Below are 19,216 nucleotides of genomic sequence, written 5' to 3' on the forward strand. Positions count from 1 at the left end.
CCTGAGGAGCGCACAAGCTCGATCGCGTCCCGCTTGTACTCGTCCGAGTACCGCTTCGTGTACTTGCTTGCCACCTGGTCACTGCTTCCTCTGGAACCACTCTGATCCCAGTCTCCAGGTGTCCACGATCAAGGGGAAGCTTCACAAGGCCAGTTCTGGTGCCGTCGTTTCAGGAGCCTGTGCGCGAGGTTGGCCACGGAAGTTTGGGCGCGTAGTTCGTCGTACACATGACGATGTGCGACCCGTTCCAGGTGAAGACGATTGGTACGTTGCGCAGGGCCCCGTCCTTGGCGACGTAGGCCAGGCGAGTCATGTCACGGGCCGGCAGCTCCTGGCGGATCGCGCGGTTCAGAACCTCGACGATCTCGTCGGCTGCATGGTTCGGTTCCTCCTTCTCAGCGCAGTTGCTCGGCCAGTCCGACGATGATGCCCTCCGGGCCGCGGACGTAGCAGAGCAGATAGCTGTCCTCGAACCGGGCGATCTCGCCGACGAGTTCGGCGCCGTGAGGGCGCAGGCGGGCAACGGTGTCCTCGATGTCGTCGACGGCGAACATGACGCGGTGCGTGCCCAGAATGTTGTGCGGCCGGTTGCGCGGCCCGGCGCTGATCACCGCAGGACTGCGGTACTTCGCCAGCTCAAGCCGGCTGTGACCGTCCGGGGTCCGGACCATCGCGATGTCACAGCGGACGCCGTCGAGTCCGGTGCACTGGTCGGCGAAAAGGCCCTTGACCTCCGCCCTGCCCTCCAGCTCCATACCGAGTTCCACGAAGAACGCGATGGCGGCATCCATGTCCTCGACGACGATGCCGACGTTGTCCATCCGCTGAATCGCCATGCTGGTTTCTCCTTCTTCCTCGTGCGGCCGGTGGTGGCCGCTGATGTCCTTGGGACGGAGCTGGTGGCACGTTCTCGACATCCTCAGACCGCCGAAATCCAAAAAAACTGGATCGCGCCTCAGCAGCCAGCCCGTACACGACCAAAACCGTATTCCGGAAAGGCCGGCCGAAGGTAACGGCCCCTTCGCATCACCACTGCCCTGCCCGGAGAGGAACCCGTCCGTGAAGTTTGGGTGGCCTCGCGCCGGAGCGCGGTGAGCAGGGTGCTGCGCTGGCCTCCGTGTGTGCACGCTGTCGCCGACGGAGAGGAATGTCTCGCCCTGGAATGAGAGCAGCAGGAAGCCCCCGCAGGTATGAGACGCACGCGAGGCTTCTCGCTTCTCGCCGCAAGGCTTCAGTCCTGCAGCACGATGCTGCTCCAGTCCGTCGCGGCGCCCTGTTCCAAGCGGTCAAGCGGTCAATACAGAAGCCCCACCACAAGATTCCCTCCAGCCCGGGGACCTGGGTCCACTCCTCCAGCCGCTCATGGGCCAGTCCCGGGTCGGTGGTCATCGGGCACAGGGCCCACGGCCGATCCGGATCGGCGACCAGGGATTCCAGTACCGCGCGGCGCTCGGCGTACGGGCGGACGAGCACTGGGCTGCCGTCGCCCTGCAGAACGTCGAAAGCGACGAAGTGGGCGGACAGCTCGCGGGCCAGGGCGCGGGCGGTACGACTGCCGGCGACGGCGCGGCGCTGCAACGCCTCACGACAGATCGTCGCCGATCGTCACAAGCAGGGCGGACATCCGACTCTCGGCTGGGCAGTTGCGGTCATCCTCCTTGTGCCGCGCCCGCAGGCCCAGTGTCGGCCACGTTATCCAGCGGGACTCGTCACGGACCCGCGAGTCGGGGTACGTGAAGGTGAGCCGAGAAGTTCGACATGCCGCCGCTGGAGGGCCCAGAACGGGCTCTGGACTGGGGCGAGCGGTCCCACCTCAGCTGATGACGGCTGCGCACACCGAGCTGGTCGCCGAGGGCTTCTCTGTCAAGTTCAGCCTGTTGCGGTACGGGAAGCCCCAAGCCCGCAGAAGGCAAGACCGCCGCGCTGACATTCTCCACTACTCGGTGGTACCGTATAGTGGTACTCGGTACTACGCAGTACCGCTAGGGCCGAGGAGGACTCGCGATGGACGACCTGACAGAGATGCTGAAGGGCACGCTCGAAGGGTGCGTACTCGAGATCATCGGCAGCGAGGAAACCTACGGGTACGCCATCACTCGTCAGCTCAACGAGCTCGGCTTCGCCGACGTCGTCGAGGGGACCGTGTACACCATCTTGCTGCGACTGGAGAGGAACAAACTCGTCCAGGTGACGAAACGACCCTCCGGGGTCGGTCCGCCGCGCAAGTTCTACGCGCTCAACGACGCCGGACGCGAGGAACTCACGAAGTTCTGGACGAAATGGCAGTACGTCTCATCACGCATCGACAGGCTCAAGGAGGGCGCGAGATGAACTTCTGGGAGAACATCACAGGCAGCGATCTCACCAGGGATTGGAAGGCGTTCGAAGCCCGGGCCGAGGCCCTGCCAGACGACTACCGGGCGGCGTGGGAACAGATCAAGGGCCACATCTTTCCCCATGGGGACTTCACCGGCCGCAACCTGATGCCGATCCTCGACGCCGCTCTGGGGCTGCTCGAAGAAACAGCGGCGGACGGGCAGAGCGTCCACGAGGTCCTCGGCGACGACATCCGAGGCTTTTGTACGGCGCTGGCCGGCGGAGAAGGGGCTCGAACCTACCGCGACCGGTGGCGCGAGCAGTTGAACAGGAACGTCGCAAGGAAATTGAGCCGGCTGGGAGGCTGACGTGGGCATCCAGGACATCATCGAGGGCAAGAAGCAGTGGCGGGCACATGTGGCTCGGGTCAAGGCGCTCCCGCCGGACTACCGGATCGTCTACGAGGAGATGCAGAAGTACATGTTCAAGGTCGGACCGATCGACCTGCCTGACGGGCCCCTGCTCCCCGGGATCGTCGATTTCTTCGAGGAAGGCGTCGCCGCTGGCAAGGGAGTCCTGGAACTCATCGGCAACGACGTCGCCGCGTTCTGCGACAACCTTGTCAAGGACTCACGCACCTATGCGGACGCCTACCAGGAGTCCATCAGCGGGGAACCCGGCACGGCCGAGAAGTAACACCCGTCGCCTCATGTCAGTGGGCGTAGTAGCGCGCACGCACGGTTCGTTCGGCCCGGCGTAGCACGAACAGGCGCGAGCCGACCGGCCACCTGAAGCCGCCGCAGATCCTGTCCACCGAGGTGGTCTAGCAGGCGGGCGATATCTGACTCAGTCCTGCCCATGCCTCCGGCGAGCAGGTCTCCGGCGGCGGGCCGCTCGACATCATTCCCCAAGACGACACGACAGACGTGTAGTACGGACAGTCAACAACGACAGGATCGCCGCCGAGGGCACCACCGACGAGCTGAAGCGGATCGTCCCGGGCGGACACGTCCGCCTGCGCTTCACCGATCCGGACGCCTACCGGGCCGCCGCCACCGCGCTGCGCGAGGTCACCCACGACGACGAGTCCCTCACCGTGCAGATCCTCAGCAACGGCAGCCAGCGCGAACTGTGCTCCATCCTCGACCGGCTGGACGCCGCCGGCATCGAGGCGGACGAGCTGACCGTGCACACCCCTGACCTCGACACGCATGGGTGGCAGTTCCTTCGGAACCCAACACTCGCTATGGGGGCTCGTCGGTCATTCGGCGACGTCGACGCCGTAGCCGCGGGCGAGGTCCGCCAGTCCATGGTCGTAGCCCTGCCCGACGACGCGCAGCCGCCACCCGTCACCTCGGCGGTAGAGCTCGGCGAGGATCATGGTGCGCTCGGTGGTGGCGGCGTCGAGGGTGGCCCGGGCGGTCGGGGCCGCGCCGATCCCGCAGGTGGCGGTGATCTCGATAGCCCCGACGTCGGTGAAGGTTGCGGCGCCGTCGATCGCGGCAGCGATGGCGATCCGGCGGATCTCCAGGGGCAGTCGCTCCAGGTCGGCAGTGACGGCCTGTTCTGTCGGACCGTCTGTGGCGAGCCGCAGGGTGCCGTCGGGGTGCTCGGGTGCGCCGTAGAAGACGAAGTCCTCGTCTCCTGGTACTTGTCCGTGAGGGTCGACCGCGAAGGCAACGACGTCCACGTCGTAGGGGGTCTGCTGACGCCATGTGGCGGCCACTGTCCAGGCCATGCCGGTGTCGGACAGGTCGATGACCGCCCCTCGGACCAGTACCGCTGCCGTGTCGGGCCGGTTTTCGGCGGTGCTCTGTGCCAGCGCGGGCATCGGCGTAGTCGTGGGTGCGAGGAGCCAGTCGGCGTCGTGGACCCGGAGGCCGAGGGCGGTGATGCGCGTCATGCGCCGGTCCGCTTCGCTGCCGGGCAGCACGACGACGTCGGACACGCTGGCGGAGAGGTTGACCGCCGCGGAGGCTCCCAGGGCGACAGCACGCGCACGTGCCTCGGCGGCCTCTTGGTGAGTGCCTCCCAGGACCAAGACCCTGTGCCCGGTGAGCGGCTGATCCTCGGTAACAGCGGACGCGGTCGGTACGGCAGTCCGCTGTGCCGGGACACTCGGCGTCGGCGCAGGCGGTGCAGTGGGCGGGTTCACGGGAGTCTCCGCCGCGCGCCGCTGCCGGACGGTGCCCTTGGCCTGGCCGGGTTGCACACTTTCGAGCAGTCGCAGATACGTCGGCTCATCCACGAGCGGGACACCCTCGGTCGCGGCGCGACGCAGTTTCCCGGATGCGGCACTGGGGTCGTTGGTGACGACGACGCTGGTCTGGCCGCTGACCGAGGTCGTCATGTTCAGCCCGGCGGCCACCGAGCGGGCGATCAACTCCTCGCGGGAGACCTGGGTGTCCCCGCTGATGGCGACCTTCATGCCCTGAACCAGGGCCCTGCCCGGTTCCAGGCGGCCCGGATTGCGGTACGCGCAGGGCGTCTTGGGGACATACGGCTTGTAGTCCTGGCGGGGCGGGCAATCCAGGAGCGGCAGGGACAGGCCCAGTCGCTCGGCCGCGCTCAGCGAGCCGCGCAGGATGCCCGAGAGCACCCGCACGTCGTCCTGCGCGTCGTGGGCCTTCTCCTGGCGCACGCCGTAGTGCGTGGCGAGCGTGCCCAGCTTGAGATCGGGCGTCGCGGGCCCGACCAGGCGGTTGAGGGCCAGCGTGCACAGCCGTCTGCTGACTGGAACCCAGGAACGGACGTGGGCGAACTCGTGGGCCAGGAAGTCGTAGTCGAACTGCGCGTTGTGGGCGACCAGGACGCGGTTGCTGAGCAGTGCCCCCACCTGCGGTGCGATCTCGTCGAAGGTGGGAGCGCCGGCGAGACGGGCCGGGGTGAGGCCGTGGATGTGCACGGGGCCGGGGTCACAGCCCGGGTTGAGGAGGGTGGAGAACTCCCCCATCTGACGGCCGTGTGCGTCCAGCGTGAGGATCGCAAGCGAAAGGACTCGGTCCCGGCCGGGTCTCAGCCCGGAGGTTTCTACGTCCACCAGCGCCCAGTCGTGGAAATAGTCGGGAAGGGTGGGCCACTTCGGACTCGACGACAGCAGGGCCATACGAGGCTCCCCTCCCCCGGGTGCAGCGGGCGGTACGCCCTGTCTGCGGTGACGATCGACCCGTGGGATTTTCGCACGCGCCAGGCACCGTTTGTGGTGGATCCGTAACGGAGAGCCGGTCGGGAGGCCGACAAGCTGCTGCTCTGTTGAGCCGGCCTCGGTGCCTTCCGTTCACTGAGTGAACGGAAGGCGTGTCCACCCGGTGAACACTCACGCTGTTCACTCGGTGAACAGACTTTGCTGGGATCGTTGCCGTTGCCCACACCACGACGACCGGCCAGTGCCCGTGGCCCGGACCGCACCCCCGCCTATGAATGTTCCTTCGCCCCTCTATGGCGGACGGAGCGAAGGAACGCTTAAGCGGCAACGGTCAGGTCAGCGGAGCGTCCAAGCGCTCCCAAGCGCCGAGGACAGCCTTATGCGCATCCGGCTGCACGTGGGCGTAGCGCTGCACTTCCGGCCCGCGACACGGCACATGGACCGCATGGACGTGGATCGCCGATCACCCCAGCACCGTCCCCAACCCTGTTGAGTAGATTCCGGTCGACCCGCCCCGCACCGTCCGGATCGATGATCGCGACCTGCGAACGGTGCCTCCCCACCGCGAACCCCCGTCCTTCCAGCGCGGAAGGGGGGGCGTCGTTGGGCGAGCAGCCAGAGTTTCGCGATTTCTGACTCGATCGGGTGGAGACGGGCCTCGGCCAGCAGGTCGAGTCCCATGCAGCGGGCGGACCTCCTTGCTCGGCCAGCACGGCGCCAACCAGGCAGATCAAAGCGGTGCGGTCAGGAAGCACCCCGACGACATCGACGCGGTGCCGGATTTCTTAGTTGGGCTCCTCCCGAGGACTGTTCACCCAGATGTCGGCGTCGGGCCGTTCGAAGATGCTCCCGTCGGCCAGCCGGCCGAGACAGCGTCGGTCAGCTCGCGACGCTTACTAGGCACTTGTTCTATCTCAAGAGGGTCTGACCTGCCCAAGAAGTCACTGACACCCCATCAGAACGAGCGTCAAATGAGCGCCACGAGCGTCATTTCAGCGTCAAGATATCGCCCGTAACGCCCACACCGCACATAATGCCCACACGCAAAACCGCAGGTCAGGCGCCCTTCCCCACCGGCTCCAGGATCGCCACGCACTCCACATGGTGCGTCATCGGAAAGAGGTCGAAGGCGCGCAGCGTACGCGGCTTGTAGCCGCCCTCGCGGAAGTACGCCAAGTCGCGGGCCAGGGCCGCCGGGTCGCAGGCGACGTACGCGATGCGGCGGGCGCCCAGGCCCGAGATGTGCTTGACGACCTGCTTGCCGGCGCCGGCGCGCGGCGGGTCGAGCACGATCAGGTCCGTCGACGTGATGTGCGTGCGCGGCAGTACCTGGTCGACCTTGCCCTGCTCGACGCGGACCCTGGGCAGGTCCTGGAGGTTGTGCCGGGCATCCTCCACAGCGCGCTTGCCGGACTCGATGCCCAGCACCGCCCCGGCCTCCCCGACGCGCTCCGCGATCGCTCCGGCGAACAGGCCGACTCCGCAGTACAGATCGAGCGCGGTCTCGCCCTTGCGCGGCATCAGCCCTTGCATCACGGCCTCCACCAGTACCTGCGGAGCCTGCGGATGGACCTGCCAGAAGCCGCCCATGCCGACGCGGTACGTACGGCCGTCGGCGCGCTCGCGGACGAAGGCGCGGCCGTGCACCCGGTGCACACCGCCGTCGTGCTCCTCCACCCGCAGCACGGACACCGGCTTGTCCAGCTCCACCAGCGGCAGCCGACCGCCGGGCCGGGGAGTGAGGACCACCTGACGGTCGCCGGAGCCCGACGCCGCGATCGCCTCGACCGTGGCCATCTGCGGCCACTCGCGCCGCTCGACGCCCAGCTCGCTCACGCCCTCCGTGGCGATCAGGCAGTGGTCGACCGGCTCGATGTCGTGCGACCGGTGCTTGCGCAGTCCCGCGCGGCCGTCCTCGTCGACGGCGTACTGCACCCGCGAGCGCCATGCGGGCACCTCGCCCGGCGGCAGCTTGTCTCCCGGCGCGGGCATGACGGTCCCGTCCCAGCCGGCCTGCTCGGGAGTGAGGCCCGCGAGTCGCTGAAGCTGTTCGGCGATGACCTCGCCCTTGAAGCGCCGCTGCGCGCCGGGCTTGGCGTGCTGCCAGTCGCAGCCACCGCACCGGCCGGGACCGGCGTACGGGCAGGGCGCCTCGACCCGGTCCTTGGACGCGTCGATGATCTTCACCGCGTCGGCGCGGAGATAGCGGGAGTCCTCCTCGCCCTCCGTGACCCGCGCGATGATCTTCTCGCCGGGCAGCGCGTGCCGTACGAACAGCACGCGGCCCTCGTCGGTACGGGCGATGCAGTGGCCGCCGTGGGCGACGGGACCGACCTCGACCTCGTACTCCTCCCCGATCAGTGAAGCCTGCGGTTCAGTTTGCATGAGGGGGTGGCTCCAAAAGATCAAAGGGGACGGCGGGACGACAGCCCACCAGTCTACGTGCGCACGACCGGGCCCCTCGCCACTCCGGATCGCGGCCGCCGTCCGCCCCGGACGAGCAGGTCCTGACCGAGGCGGTACCGGTCGTTTCCCCCACCGGGTCAGTCCTTGGGAGCGGAATCCTTCGGGCGCGAGTCGACAGGTCCACGCCGGACCGAGCCCGGCGCCTGGTACACGGGCCGCCGCTTCGCCCGCTGTTTCGCCAGCTCCGAGGATTCGAGCTGGTACGGCACCGAGGTCACCATCACCCCGGGAGTGAAGAGCAGCCGTCCCTTGAGCCGCAGGGCGCTCTGGTTGTGCAGGAGATGCTCGTACCAGCGGCCGACCACGTACTCCGGGATGTAGATACTGATCGCGTCACGCGGGTTCTCGCTGCGCAGGCCCCGTACGTACTCGATGATCGGCCGGGTGATCTCGCGGTACGGCGAGTCGAGGATCTTCAGCGGTACGTTGATGCCGCGCCGCTCCCAGTCCTCCTTGAGCGCCTTCGTCTCGGCCGGGTCGACGCTGATACTGAGCGCCTCCAGGGTGTCCGAGCGCATCAGCTTGGCGTATCCGAGCGCGCGCAGCGTGGGCTTGTGGACCTTGGACACCAGCACGATGGAGTGCACACGGGACGGCCGGACGCTGTCGTCCGACGGACCCTCCTCGGCGGCGATCTCCTCGGCGACCCGGTCGTAGTGCTTACGGATCGCGGTCATCGTCCCGTAGAAGATCACCATGCCGAGCAGCGCGACCCAGGCACCATGAGTGAACTTGGTCGCCAGGACGACCACCAGGACCAGGCCGGTGAAGAAGGCGCCGAAGGCGTTGATGGCCCGGGAGCGGACCATGTGGCGGCGCTTGGCCACGTTGCGCTCGGTCTTCAGATGACGGTTCCAGTGCCGCACCATGCCGGTCTGGCTGAGCGTGAAGGAGACGAAGACACCGACGATGTAGAGCTGGATCAGCCGCGTGGAGTCCGCGCCGTAGACGGCCACCAGCAGCGCTGCGGCGCCGGCCAGCAGCACGATGCCGTTCGAGAAGGCCAGCCGGTCCCCGCGGGTGTGGAGCTGGCGCGGCAGATAGCGGTCCTGGGCGAGAATCGAGCCGAGCAGCGGGAAACCGTTGTACGCGGTGTTCGCGGCCAGGAACAGGACGAGAGCGGTGGCCGCGGCGAGCAGCACGAAGAAGAAGGTCTCGGGCCCGAAGACGGCCGCGGCGACCTGTGAGATCACCGGGTTCTGGACATAGCCCGGGCCGACGGGAGCGCCGTCGCGGAACAGATCGGTGGCCGGGTACTCGGCCATCCTCACCTTGGTGACCATGGCCAGCACGATGATGCCGCAGAACATGGTGACGGCGAGGCCGCCCATCAGGGCGAGCGTCGTCGCCGCGTTCTTGCTCTTCGGTTTGCGGAAGGCCGGGACACCGTTGCTGATCGCCTCGACACCGGTGAGCGCGGCGCAGCCGGAGGAGAACGCCCGCAGCAGGAGAAAGACGAGCGCGAAACCGGCCAGGCCCTGGTGCTCGGGTTTGATCTGGAAGCCGGCGGTCGGGGCGTTCATGGTCTCCCCGAGCACGAGCCCGCGGAACGCGCCCCACATGATCATGATGAAGACGCCACCGACGAAAACATAGGTCGGGATGGCGAAGAGCTTCCCGGATTCTCGTACGCCGCGCAGATTCATCAGGGTCAGCAGCACGATTATGGCGATGGCACAGAGGACTTTGTGTTCCACGACAAACGGAATCGCGGAGCCGAGGTTCTCCACGCCCGAGGAGATCGACACGGCCACGGTCAGCACGTAGTCGACCAGCAGCGCGCTGGCGACGGTCAGTCCGGCCTTGGGACCGAGGTTGGTGTTGGCCACCTCGTAGTCGCCGCCGCCGCTGGGATAGGCGTGCACATTCTGCCGGTACGAGGCGACGACCGTGAACATCAGGACCACGACGGCCACCGCGATCCACGGGCTGAAGTGGTAGGCCGACACTCCCGCGATGGACAGGACCAGAAGGACCTCTCCCGGCGCGTACGCCACCGAGGACAGCGGGTCGGAGGCGAAGACGGGCAGGGCGACGCGTTTGGGGAGGAGGGTCTCCCCCAGCCTGTCGCTACGCAGCGCCCGCCCGATCAGGATTCGTTTGGGCACGTCGGTCAGTTTGGACACGCAGAGGATCGTATGCGTTCGAACAGCCTGCCGCGCAGTCAGTACCCCACACCGTCTTGGAGTCGTGGCCCCACGGAGATGACAGCTTCACGCCACCGCCGCTTAAGCTCGACCCAGGGGGACACCGTATACACAGTCCCATTTAGTGCGCGGCACGTCGAGAAAGAAGAGTGAACAGGGTGTTTTCGCAGGTCAGCGAGTTCAGGACTGCGGGGTAAGGCGACGTGCACATCGTGATCATGGGCTGCGGCCGGGTGGGAGCCGCGCTCGCGCAGAATCTGGAGCGGCAGGGGCACACCGTCGCCGTCATCGACCAGGACCCGACGGCGTTCCGCCGGCTCGGCTCCGGTTTCGGCGGCCGTCGCGTCGGCGGGGTCGGATTCGACCAGGACACCCTGCGTGAGGCGGGGATCGAGGAAGCCGGCGCGTTCGCGGCGGTGAGCAGTGGCGACAACTCCAACATCATCGCCGCCCGGGTGGCCCGCGAGATGTTCGGCATCGAGAATGTCGCGGCCCGTATCTACGACCCGAGGCGCGCCGAGGTCTATCAGCGGCTGGGCATCCCGACCGTGGCCACGGTCCGGTGGACCGCCGACCAGATGATGCGGCGGCTGCTGCCGTCGGGCGCGGAGCCGCTGTGGCGCGATCCGAGCGGCGGTGTGCAGCTCGCGGAGGTGCACACCTCGGAGAGCTGGATCGGGCACAAGATCAGCACGCTGCAGGAGGAGACGGGCGTCCGCGTCGCGTTCCTCACCCGGCTGGGCGAGGCGATGCTGCCGACGTCCCAGACGGTGCTGCAGGAAGGCGATCTCGTCCACGTGATGATGCGTACCGACGAAATCGAGAAGGTCGAGGCGGCGTTCGCCGAAGGTCCGGACGGAGGCGGGAACTGATGCGCGTCGCGATTGCCGGGGCAGGTGCGGTGGGCCGTTCCATCGCGGGCGAGCTGCTGGAGAACGGGCACGAGGTCCTGCTGATCGACAAGGCGCCGACGGCGATCTCGGTGGAGCGGGTTCCGCTGGCCGAGTGGCTGCTGGCCGATGCCTGTGAGATCACCTCGCTGGACGAGGCGGCGCTGCAGCGCTGCAATGTCGTGATCGCCGCGACCGGCGACGACAAGGTCAATCTGGTCGTCTCGCTGCTCGCCAAGACCGAGTACGGCGTGCCGCGGGTGGTGGCGCGGGTCAACAACCCGAAGAACGAGTGGCTGTTCAACGAGGCCTGGGGCGTCGATGTCGCGGTCTCCACGCCGCGTCTGATGTCGGCGCTGGTCGAGGAGGCGGTGAGCGTCGGCGATCTCGTACGGCTGCTGCGCTTCAGCCACGGTGACGCCAACCTCGTCGAGTTGACGCTGCCTCCGGAGTCGGCTGTGACCGGCACCCAGGTCGGCGATGTGACCTGGCCCGAGGACACCTCCCTGGTCACGATCATCCGCGGTACGCGCGTGCTCACGCCGAACCCGGAGGAGACGCTGGAGGCGGGCGACGAGCTGCTGTTCGTGGCCGCTCAGGCGCGCGAGGAGCAGCTTGAGGATCTTCTGTCGGTGCGCCGCGAGGACGCGGCCGGCTGATCCGCCCCGGCGGTGGACACGCGGAAGGGCCGGCAGGAGTGCCGGCCCTTCCGCACGCGTGGAGCGGAGGCTATGTGTCCCGGCGGTGCCGGGCCGGGCCGTCGGCCGTGGCGGCGGCCGCGGCCTTGCGCTCCTTCTCGGCCTGCTCCTCCGCCTCCATCTCGGCGAAGACGTCGATCGGCGGCGGTGCCTTCGCCAGGAAGATCCAGGTGAGATAGACCGCCAGCAGGAAGGGCGGGATCTTGAGCGCGATCAGCACCCAGCCGAGCTGCGTGGTGTCGGCCCACCAGTAGAGCGGGAAGAGGATCGCGCACTTGGCGAGCAGGATCAGGCCCCAGGCCCAGCTCGCCTTGGCGTACGCCTTCCTGCGGCCCGGGTTACGGGTGCGCCAGGAGAGGTTCTCCTTGAAGACCGGGCCGAGGATGAGTCCGATCAGCGGCACGCCGGCCATGGTGGTCACGAGGTAGGCGACCGCGAGCCCCAGCGTGTAGATCATGCCCGGCAGATAGAAATCCTTGGCGTTCCCGGTCATCATCGCGAAGACGACACCGAAGGCGACGCCGAAGACACCGCTGAAGGCGTGCTTGACGGTGTCCCGGCGGACCAGCCGGACCACGAGCAGCAGCAGCGAGACGGCCACGGCCGCGATCGCCGAGCTGTGCAGGTCCTTGTTGATCGTGAAGATCGTGACGAAGAGCAGACCGGGGAGGACTGTCTCCACCATGCCGCGCAGGCCGCCGAACGCCTCGAAGAGCGCCGCCTCGGTGACGGCTTTCGCGTCTTCGTCCTGCGAGGTCGGTGAGGCGCTGGAAGCGGGCGAGGCGGGAGGCTTGTCGAGTGACGTCACCGGCTACTCCTGTCCGAGCGGTCGGAGCTCGTATTTGGGATTGAACAGCACCCGCCGGCCGTGGCTCAGAGAGATCCGGCCGGAGGCGATCAGCTTGCGGCCCGGTTCTATGCCCACGATGGAGCGCCGGCCCAGCCACACCACGTCCAGCGGCGCGGTGCCGTCGAACAGCTCCGCCTCCAGCGCGGGTACACCGGCCCGCGGACGCAACGTGACCGTCCGCAACGTACCAGTCACCCGGACCACCTGGCGGTCGTTGCAGTCGGAGATCAGCGTGCATCCCGACGCCTGCGTGTCTTCCCGCAGTTCCTCCGACTCCAGATCCTCCTGGGAGCTGGACAGCCGGTCGAACATCCGGCGGAAGCGGCCGGTCGGCTTCTCAGCACTCATGCCTAGAGCGTACCGGGGTACGGACGTGCCCAGGTCATCGTTCGAAGCGGTAGCCCATGCCCGGTTCGGTGACGAAGTGCCGGGGATGTGAAGGATCCGCCTCCAGCTTGCGGCGAAGCTGTGCCATGTAGACCCGCAGGTAGTTGGTCTCCGTGCCGTACGAGGGACCCCAGACCTCCTGGAGGAGCTGCTTCTGGCTGACGAGCCGGCCCGTATTGCGTACGAGCACCTCCAGCAGATGCCACTCGGTCGGGGTGAGGCGTACGTCCCTGCCCTCCCGCTGGACCTTCTTGGCGGCCAGATCGACGGTGAATCCCTCGGTCTCCACGATCGCCGTCGCGTCGTCGCCGTCGCCGCCGACGGGCTCGGCCCTGCGCACCGCGGCGCGCAGCCGGGCCAGCAGCTCGTCCATGCCGAAGGGCTTGGTGACATAGTCGTCGGCGCCGGCGTCCAGCGCCTCGACCTTCTCGTCGGAGGTGTGGCGGGCGGAGAGGACCAGGATCGGGACGCGGGTCCAGCCGCGCAGGCCCTTGATCACCTCGACGCCGTCCATGTCCGGCAGTCCGAGGTCGAGCACGACGACATCGGGATGGCGCGCGGCGGCGAGTTCCAGCGCGCTGGCGCCGTCGGCGGCCGCTTCCACCTCGTACTTGCGCGCTCTCAGGTTGATCACAAGGGCGCGCACGATCTGCGGCTCGTCGTCGACCACGAGCACCCGGGTCATAGAGGTCTGCCTTTCTGCTGTCCCGGTCACGAGGTGACCCGGGCCGGGAGTTCTGGGCGCACCGGAACGAATCCGGGCGCCGCTCTGAGGGTGAGGACCATGGTCAGGCCGCCGCCCGGAGTGTCCTCGGCGGCGAGGGTGCCGCCCATCGCCTCCACGAAGCCGCGGGCGACGGCGAGTCCGAGTCCGACGCCGGCGCCGCGCGGGGCGTCGCCGTACCGCTGGAAGGGCTCGAAGATCCGCTCCTTGGCTTCGTCGGGGACGCCGGGGCCGCGGTCCACGACCCGTACCTCGACCCGGTCGCCGAGCGCGCTGGCGGCGACGTGGACGCGCCGGCCGTAGGGGCTGTACTTGACGGCGTTCTCGACGATATTGGCGACCGCGCGCTCCAGCAGGCCCGGATCGACGGCCACCATGGGCAGCGATTCGGGAATGTCCAGCTCCACGCTGTCCTCCGGTACGCCGCCGAGCGCCACCGGGACCACCTCATCGAGATCGATCTCGCGGATCAGCGGGGTGACGGTGCCGGTCTGCAAGCGGGACATGTCGAGGAGGTTGCCCACAAGATGGTCCAGGCGGTCGGCGCCGTGCTCGATGCCTTCGAGGAGTTCGGCCCGGTCCTCCTCGGACCATTCGACGTCGTCGGAGCGCAGTGAGGTCACCGCGGCCTTGATCCCGGCCAGCGGTGTCCGCAGATCATGGCTGACGGCGGCGAGCAGGGCCGTACGGATCCGGTTGCCCTCGGCCAGTTCGCGGGCCTGCTCGGCCTCTCCGACCAGGCGCTGCCGGTCGAGTACGACGGCGGCCTGGGCCGCGAACGCGGCGAGCACCCGGCGGTCCTCGGCCGGCAGCACCCGGCCGGAGAGCGCCAGCGCCATATGGTCACCGACCGGCATGTCGACATCGGCGTCCTCCGGACGTTCGACCCGGTCGGCCGGTCCGACACTGCCGGCGCAGGTCCAGGGATCGACGTCGCTCTTACGTTCGAGCAGGGCCACGGATTCCATGGAGAAGGTCTCGCGGACCCGCTCCAGCAACGCGTCCAGGGTGGTCTCACCACGCAGCACACTGCCCGCCAGGAAGGAGAGAATCTCGGATTCGGCCCGCAGCCGGGCGGCCTGATGGGTACGACGGGCCGCCAGGTCCACCACGGACGCCACCGACACGGCCACCGCGAAGAAGATCACGATGGCGACCAGGTTCTTGGGATCCTGCACGGTCAGCGTGTGCGTGGGCGGAGTGAAGTAGAAGTTCAGCAGCAGCGAGCCGACCGCCGCGGAGGCGAGCGCGGGCCGCAGCCCGCCGAGCAGCGCCGCCAGCACGGTCAGGAAGAGAAACAGCAGGACGTCATTGGCGAGCCCGAGGGTGTCACTCAGCGCGGTCAGCAGCAGCGACAGCAGTATGGGCGCGGCGACTCCGGCCAGCCAGCCCGAGATGATCCGGGAGCGGCCGAGACGGGCCCCACGCGCCACCGGCAGCCCACGGCCCTTGGCGACCTCCTCGTGAGTGACGATGTGCGCGTCCAGATCGGGTCCGGACTCCCGCGCGACGGTGGCGCCGACACCTGGTCCGAAGATGTACTGCCAGCTCTTGCGCCGGCTGGAGCCGAGCACGATCTGGGTGGCGTTCACTCCGCGCGCGAATTCCAGCAGCGCGGACGGGATGTCATCGCCGATGACATGGTGGAAGGTGCCGCCGAGGTCCTCGACCAGCGTGCGCTGGACCGCGAGTTCCTTGGGCGAGGCGGCGGTGAGGCCGTCGCTGCGGGCTATGTAGACGGCGAGGATCTCACTGCCGGAGCCCTTGGCGGCCATCCGGGCGGCGCGGCGGATGAGGGTGCGTCCTTCGGGACCGCCGGTGAGGCCGACCACGATGCGTTCGCGGGCCTGCCAGGTGCTGCGGATGTTGTGCTCGCCGCGGTACTGCTGAAGGTATTCGTCCACCCGGTCCGCGACCCACAGCAGCGCCAGCTCCCGCAGCGCCGTCAGATTGCCCGGACGGAAATAGTGGGACAGCGCCGCGTCGACCTTGTCCGGCTTGTAGACGTTCCCGTGCGCCATCCGCCGCCGCAGCGCCTGCGGCGACATGTCCACCAGCTCGATCTGATCCGCCCGCCGGACCATCTCGTCCGGCACCGTCTCCCGCTGCCGCACCCCCGTTATCGACTCGACCACATCACCCAGCGACTCCAGATGCTGGATGTTCACCGTCGAGACGACATCGATCCCGGCCCGCAGCAACTCCTCCACGTCCTGATACCGCTTCGCGTTGCGGGAGCCCGGAACATTGGTGTGCGCCAGTTCGTCGACCAGGGCCACCGCGGGACGACGCTCCAGCACCGCGTCCACATCCATCTCCGTGAAGACCGTGCCCCGGTACTCCAGCTCGCGCCGGCGCACCTCCTCCAGACCGTGCAGCATCACCTCCGTACGCGGCCGGTCATGGTGCTCCACAAAAGCCACCACACAGTCCGTGCCGCGCTCCACCCGCCGGTGCGCCTCCGACAGCATCGCGTAGGTCTTGCCGACTCCCGGTGCCGCACCCAGATAGATCCGAAGCTTGCCGCGTCCCATGGCCCCATTGTCTTCCAGAAGAGCCCGCGCGTCCGTAGCACCGGCTGTCCAGAAGCTACGCCCAGCGACAGCGACATTTAGGACAGAAGCCTGAGCCGAGGATGGGTCTTGACACGATTCTGATGTCCGGACGGATCGGCCGCCGCGTGCGGCACCGGCCTCTGACCAGCGGCTGTCCGGACAGCCCGAGCGGCCCGCGGTGGTCTGTGCGCGACAGACCACCGCGGGCCGCGAGGCGGGCGGGCCGGGGTCAGCCGGCCAGTTCCCTGAGCGCGATGTTGAGCGCGAGGACGTTCACCTGGGGCTCTCCCACAAAGCCGAGCACACGTCCGTCGGTGTGATCCCTGACCAGCTTCTCCACCTGCGCGACGGAGAGATGGTTCCGCTCCGCCACCCGGTGCGTCTGGAGCCGCGCGTACTCCGGCGAGATGTCCGGGTCGAGGCCCGAGCCCGAGGAGGTGACCGCGTCCGCGGGCACCGCCGAAGGAGCGACCCGGTAACCGGCCGTGGAGTTGTCCTTGACGACGGCGGCCTTGGCGTCCTTGACCCACTGGATCAGCTCTTCGTTGTCGCCGGAGCGGTTGGTCGCTCCGGAGAGGATCAGCTTGTACTGGGTATTGACACTGTTGCTGCCGAGGCCGTTGGACGGACGCGGCTGGAACCATCTGAGGTCCGGCGCCGGAGTCTCCTGGCCCTCCTTGAGCGGGAGATCGTAGCGCTGGCCGATGAGCGAGGAGCCGACGACCTTGCCGGCCTCCTCGACCTCGGAGCCGTTCGCCCGGTGGTTGAAGAGTCCCTGGGCGATGCCGGTGACGACCAGCGGGTAGATCACCCCGCAGACGACGGTGAGGACGAGGAGGGCGCGCAGCCCGGCCCCGAGCATCCGTGCGGTACTTCCTGCCGAGTTCTTCATAGGAGACATGCCGTTCACCCGATGCCGGGGATGAGAGAGATGACCAGGTCGATGATCTTGATGCCGACGAACGGAGCGATCAGTCCGCCGAGGCCGTAGATCCCCAGGTTCCTGCGGAGCATCCGGTCCGCGCTCGTCGGCCGGTACCGCACGCCCTTGAGGGCCAGCGGCACCAGCGCGACGATGATCAGCGCGTTGAAGACGACCGCGGAGAGGATCGCGGACTCCGGCGAGGACAGGTCCATGATGTTGAGCTTGTCCAGCCCCGGATAGACGACCGCGAACATCGCGGGAATGATCGCGAAGTACTTCGCGACATCGTTGGCGATCGAGAACGTCGTCAGCGCACCACGAGTGATCAGCAACTGCTTGCCGATCTCGACGATCTCGATGAGCTTCGTCGGATTGGAGTCCAGATCCACCATGTTCCCGGCCTCCTTGGCGGCCGAGGTACCGGTGTTCATGGCCACGCCGACATCCGCCTGCGCCAGCGCCGGAGCGTCGTTCGTACCGTCACCGGTCATGGCGACCAGCTTGCCGCCCGCCTGCTCCCGCTTGATGAGGGCCATCTTGTCCTCCGGAGTGGCCTCGGCGAGGAAGTCGTCCACGCCGGCCTCCTCCGCTATGGCCTTGGCGGTCAGCGGGTTGTCACCCGTGATCATGACCGTCCTGATGCCCATACGGCGCAGCTCGTCGAACCGCTCCCGCATGCCTTCCTTGACGACGTCCTTGAGATGGATGACGCCGAGGACACGGGCGCCGTTCTCGTCCTCCGCGGCGACCAGCAGTGGCGTACCGCCGGCCATGGAGATCCTGTCCGTGAGCGTCCGCGCCTCGCCCGAGACCTCGCCACCGCGCTCCTGGACCCAGCCGAGGACCGAGCCGGACGCTCCCTTACGGACCTTGCGGCGCTCGACGTCCACACCGGACATCCGGGTCTGAGCGGTGAAGGCGACCCACTCGGCGCCGGCCAGCTCGCCCTGGTGACGCTCGCGCAGTCCGTACTTCTCCTTCGCGAGCACGACGACGGAGCGGCCCTCGGGCGTCTCGTCGGCCAGTGAGGAGAGCTGGGCGGCATCGGCCAGTTCGGCCTCCGTCACGCCTCTGACCGGGACAAACTCGGCGGCCTGGCGGTTGCCGAGAGTGATCGTGCCGGTCTTGTCGAGCAGCAGCGTCGACACATCTCCCGCGGCCTCGACCGCGCGTCCCGACATGGCCAGCACATTGCGCTGGACGAGCCGGTCCATGCCCGCGATACCGATCGCGGACAGCAGGGCTCCGATGGTGGTCGGGATCAGACAGACCAGCAGCGCGACCAGGACGATCATCGACTGCCGCTGACCGGCGTAGACGGCGAACGGCTGGAGCGTGACGACCGCGAGCAGGAAGACGATGGTGAGAGACGCGAGAAGGATGTTCAGCGCGATCTCATTGGGGGTCTTCTGCCGGGCCGCGCCCTCGACCAGCTTGATCATCCGGTCGATGAAGGTCTCGCCGGGCTTTGTCGTGATCTTGATGACGATACGGTCGGAGAGGACCTTCGTACCGCCGGTGACGGCCGAACGGTCGCCGCCCGACTCACGGATCACCGGAGCCGACTCGCCGGTGATCGCCGACTCGTCGACGGAGGCGACTCCTTCGACCACATCGCCGTCGCCGGGGACGATGTCGCCCGCCTCGCAGACGACCAGGTCCCCGATGCGCAGTTCCGTGCCCGGCACTCGTTCCTCGCCGGCGCCGTGCAGCCGGCGCGCCACCGTGTCGGTCTTGGCCTTGCGCAGCGTGTCCGCCTGCGCCTTGCCACGTCCTTCGGCGACCGCCTCCGCCAGATTGGCGAAGATGGTGGTCAGCCACAGCCAGGCCGCGATGGCCCAGCCGAACCAGTCGCCCGGCTCCTTCACCGCGAAGACCGTGCTCAGTACGGATCCGATGAGGACCACGAACATCACGGGCGACTTGACCATGATCCGCGGGTCGAGCTTCCTCACGGCCTCCGGGAAGGACGTGAGCAGTTGTTTCGGGTCGAACAGACCCCCGCCGACGCGTCCGCTCTCGGCGCTGTGACCGGTGTGCACGTCCTGATGCGGCGCACGGGTCGGAGTGACTGTGGACATCGCGTTTTCCTGGTCCTCCTGCTTCGGGCGAG

Annotated in this window: 16 protein-coding genes and 2 pseudogenes; 6 read left to right on the top strand and 12 right to left on the bottom strand. The window is 68.0% G+C overall.

Features of this window, described 5'->3' with window-relative positions; genetic code table 11:
• Positions 1-395: 395 nt before the first annotated feature.
• Both PV679_RS14840 and PV679_RS14845 read right to left on the bottom strand, forming a co-directional pair.
• A complete protein-coding gene (locus PV679_RS14840) occupies positions 396-836 on the bottom strand; it encodes a VOC family protein (protein WP_319680690.1) in 441 nt (146 codons plus the stop codon).
• Positions 837-1,026: 190 nt separating this feature from the next.
• Entirely contained in the window at positions 1,027-1,578 is a 552-nt protein-coding gene (locus PV679_RS14845) for a hypothetical protein (protein WP_319680691.1), read from the bottom strand.
• A gap of 426 nt (positions 1,579-2,004) precedes the next feature.
• Here PV679_RS14845 and PV679_RS14850 point away from each other — a divergent pair, with 426 nt between their 5' ends.
• From PV679_RS14850 to PV679_RS14865, 4 genes and pseudogenes are all read left to right on the top strand, one after another.
• Positions 2,005-2,331 carry a PadR family transcriptional regulator gene (locus PV679_RS14850; protein ID WP_319680692.1) on the top strand — a complete coding sequence of 109 codons (327 nt, stop codon included), beginning with the start codon at positions 2,005-2,007 and terminating at the stop codon, positions 2,329-2,331.
• Positions 2,328-2,684: a DUF1048 domain-containing protein gene (locus PV679_RS14855; RefSeq protein ID WP_319680693.1), complete on the top strand. Its 357-nt coding sequence runs from the start codon at positions 2,328-2,330 to the stop codon at positions 2,682-2,684. The genes PV679_RS14850 and PV679_RS14855 overlap by 4 nt, the downstream gene beginning before the upstream one ends.
• 1 nt (position 2,685) lies before the next feature.
• Positions 2,686-3,012 (top strand): DUF1048 domain-containing protein, encoded by a 327-nt coding sequence (locus tag PV679_RS14860; RefSeq protein ID WP_319680694.1) that lies wholly within the window; start codon positions 2,686-2,688, stop codon positions 3,010-3,012.
• Positions 3,013-3,259: 247 nt separating this feature from the next.
• Positions 3,260-3,523, top strand: a pseudogene (locus PV679_RS14865) (ABC transporter); the annotation flags it as partial.
• A gap of 54 nt (positions 3,524-3,577) precedes the next feature.
• Here PV679_RS14865 and PV679_RS14870 read toward each other — a convergent pair.
• The 4 genes and pseudogenes from PV679_RS14870 to PV679_RS14885 all read right to left on the bottom strand — a co-directional run bounded on the left by PV679_RS14870 (position 3,578) and on the right by PV679_RS14885 (position 10,053).
• On the bottom strand, positions 3,578-5,422 hold the full coding sequence (locus tag PV679_RS14870) for a TerD family protein (RefSeq protein ID WP_319680695.1): 1,845 nt from the start codon (positions 5,420-5,422) through the stop codon (positions 3,578-3,580).
• A gap of 737 nt (positions 5,423-6,159) precedes the next feature.
• Positions 6,160-6,282, bottom strand: a pseudogene (locus PV679_RS14875) (transposase); the annotation flags it as partial.
• 235 nt (positions 6,283-6,517) lie between these two features.
• Positions 6,518-7,846 (bottom strand): class I SAM-dependent RNA methyltransferase, encoded by a 1,329-nt coding sequence (locus PV679_RS14880; protein WP_319680696.1) that lies wholly within the window; start codon positions 7,844-7,846, stop codon positions 6,518-6,520.
• Between the two features lie 158 nt (positions 7,847-8,004).
• Positions 8,005-10,053 (bottom strand): APC family permease, encoded by a 2,049-nt coding sequence (locus PV679_RS14885; protein ID WP_319680697.1) that lies wholly within the window; start codon positions 10,051-10,053, stop codon positions 8,005-8,007.
• A gap of 224 nt (positions 10,054-10,277) precedes the next feature.
• On the opposite strand from PV679_RS14885, the gene PV679_RS14890 reads away from it, so the two are divergent.
• Both PV679_RS14890 and PV679_RS14895 read left to right on the top strand, forming a co-directional pair.
• On the top strand, positions 10,278-10,946 hold the full coding sequence (locus PV679_RS14890) for a TrkA family potassium uptake protein (RefSeq protein WP_319680698.1): 669 nt from the start codon (positions 10,278-10,280) through the stop codon (positions 10,944-10,946).
• On the top strand, positions 10,946-11,623 hold the full coding sequence (locus PV679_RS14895) for a potassium channel family protein (RefSeq protein WP_319680699.1): 678 nt from the start codon (positions 10,946-10,948) through the stop codon (positions 11,621-11,623). Before PV679_RS14890 ends, PV679_RS14895 begins: the two co-directional genes overlap by 1 nt.
• A 70-nt stretch (positions 11,624-11,693) precedes the next feature.
• Here PV679_RS14895 and PV679_RS14900 read toward each other — a convergent pair whose 3' ends face one another.
• From PV679_RS14900 to kdpB, 6 genes are all read right to left on the bottom strand, one after another.
• Positions 11,694-12,470 (bottom strand): DUF3159 domain-containing protein, encoded by a 777-nt coding sequence (locus PV679_RS14900; protein WP_319680700.1) that lies wholly within the window; start codon positions 12,468-12,470, stop codon positions 11,694-11,696.
• Between the two features lie 3 nt (positions 12,471-12,473).
• Entirely contained in the window at positions 12,474-12,824 is a 351-nt protein-coding gene (locus PV679_RS14905) for an OB-fold nucleic acid binding domain-containing protein (RefSeq protein ID WP_319680812.1), read from the bottom strand.
• Positions 12,825-12,894: 70 nt separating this feature from the next.
• Positions 12,895-13,584: a response regulator gene (locus tag PV679_RS14910; RefSeq protein ID WP_319680701.1), complete on the bottom strand. Its 690-nt coding sequence runs from the start codon at positions 13,582-13,584 to the stop codon at positions 12,895-12,897.
• Between the two features lie 26 nt (positions 13,585-13,610).
• A complete protein-coding gene (locus PV679_RS14915) occupies positions 13,611-16,157 on the bottom strand; it encodes a sensor histidine kinase KdpD (protein ID WP_319680702.1) in 2,547 nt (848 codons plus the stop codon).
• Between the two features lie 250 nt (positions 16,158-16,407).
• On the bottom strand, positions 16,408-17,070 hold the full coding sequence (locus PV679_RS14920; protein ID WP_319680813.1) for a potassium-transporting ATPase subunit C: 663 nt from the start codon (positions 17,068-17,070) through the stop codon (positions 16,408-16,410).
• A gap of 14 nt (positions 17,071-17,084) precedes the next feature.
• Positions 17,085-19,184: a potassium-transporting ATPase subunit KdpB gene (gene kdpB, locus PV679_RS14925; RefSeq protein ID WP_416069727.1), complete on the bottom strand. Its 2,100-nt coding sequence runs from the start codon at positions 19,182-19,184 to the stop codon at positions 17,085-17,087.
• Between the last annotated feature and the right edge of the window lie 32 nt (positions 19,185-19,216).

The sequence above is a fragment of the Streptomyces sp. AK02-01A genome (assembly GCF_033795305.1).
In the GTDB taxonomy this organism is placed as follows: domain Bacteria; phylum Actinomycetota; class Actinomycetes; order Streptomycetales; family Streptomycetaceae; genus Streptomyces.

Bases quoted from the DNA above. Each gene is read 5' to 3' on its own strand.
- PV679_RS14840 (WP_319680690.1), bottom strand. From the start codon at position 836: ATGGCGATTCAGCGGATGGACAACGTCGGCATCGTCGTCGAGGACATG.
- PV679_RS14850 (WP_319680692.1), top strand. From the start codon at position 2,005: ATGGACGACCTGACAGAGATGCTGAAGGGCACGCTCGAAGGGTGCGTA.
- PV679_RS14855 (WP_319680693.1), top strand. From the start codon at position 2,328: ATGAACTTCTGGGAGAACATCACAGGCAGCGATCTCACCAGGGATTGG.
- PV679_RS14870 (WP_319680695.1), bottom strand. From the start codon at position 5,422: ATGGCCCTGCTGTCGTCGAGTCCGAAGTGGCCCACCCTTCCCGACTAT.
- PV679_RS14880 (WP_319680696.1), bottom strand. From the start codon at position 7,846: ATGCAAACTGAACCGCAGGCTTCACTGATCGGGGAGGAGTACGAGGTC.
- PV679_RS14895 (WP_319680699.1), top strand. From the start codon at position 10,946: ATGCGCGTCGCGATTGCCGGGGCAGGTGCGGTGGGCCGTTCCATCGCG.
- PV679_RS14905 (WP_319680812.1), bottom strand. From the start codon at position 12,824: ATGTTCGACCGGCTGTCCAGCTCCCAGGAGGATCTGGAGTCGGAGGAA.
- PV679_RS14910 (WP_319680701.1), bottom strand. From the start codon at position 13,584: ATGACCCGGGTGCTCGTGGTCGACGACGAGCCGCAGATCGTGCGCGCC.
- PV679_RS14915 (WP_319680702.1), bottom strand. From the start codon at position 16,157: ATGGGACGCGGCAAGCTTCGGATCTATCTGGGTGCGGCACCGGGAGTC.
- PV679_RS14920 (WP_319680813.1), bottom strand. From the start codon at position 17,070: ATGAAGAACTCGGCAGGAAGTACCGCACGGATGCTCGGGGCCGGGCTG.
- kdpB (WP_416069727.1), bottom strand. From the start codon at position 19,184: ATGTCCACAGTCACTCCGACCCGTGCGCCGCATCAGGACGTGCACACC.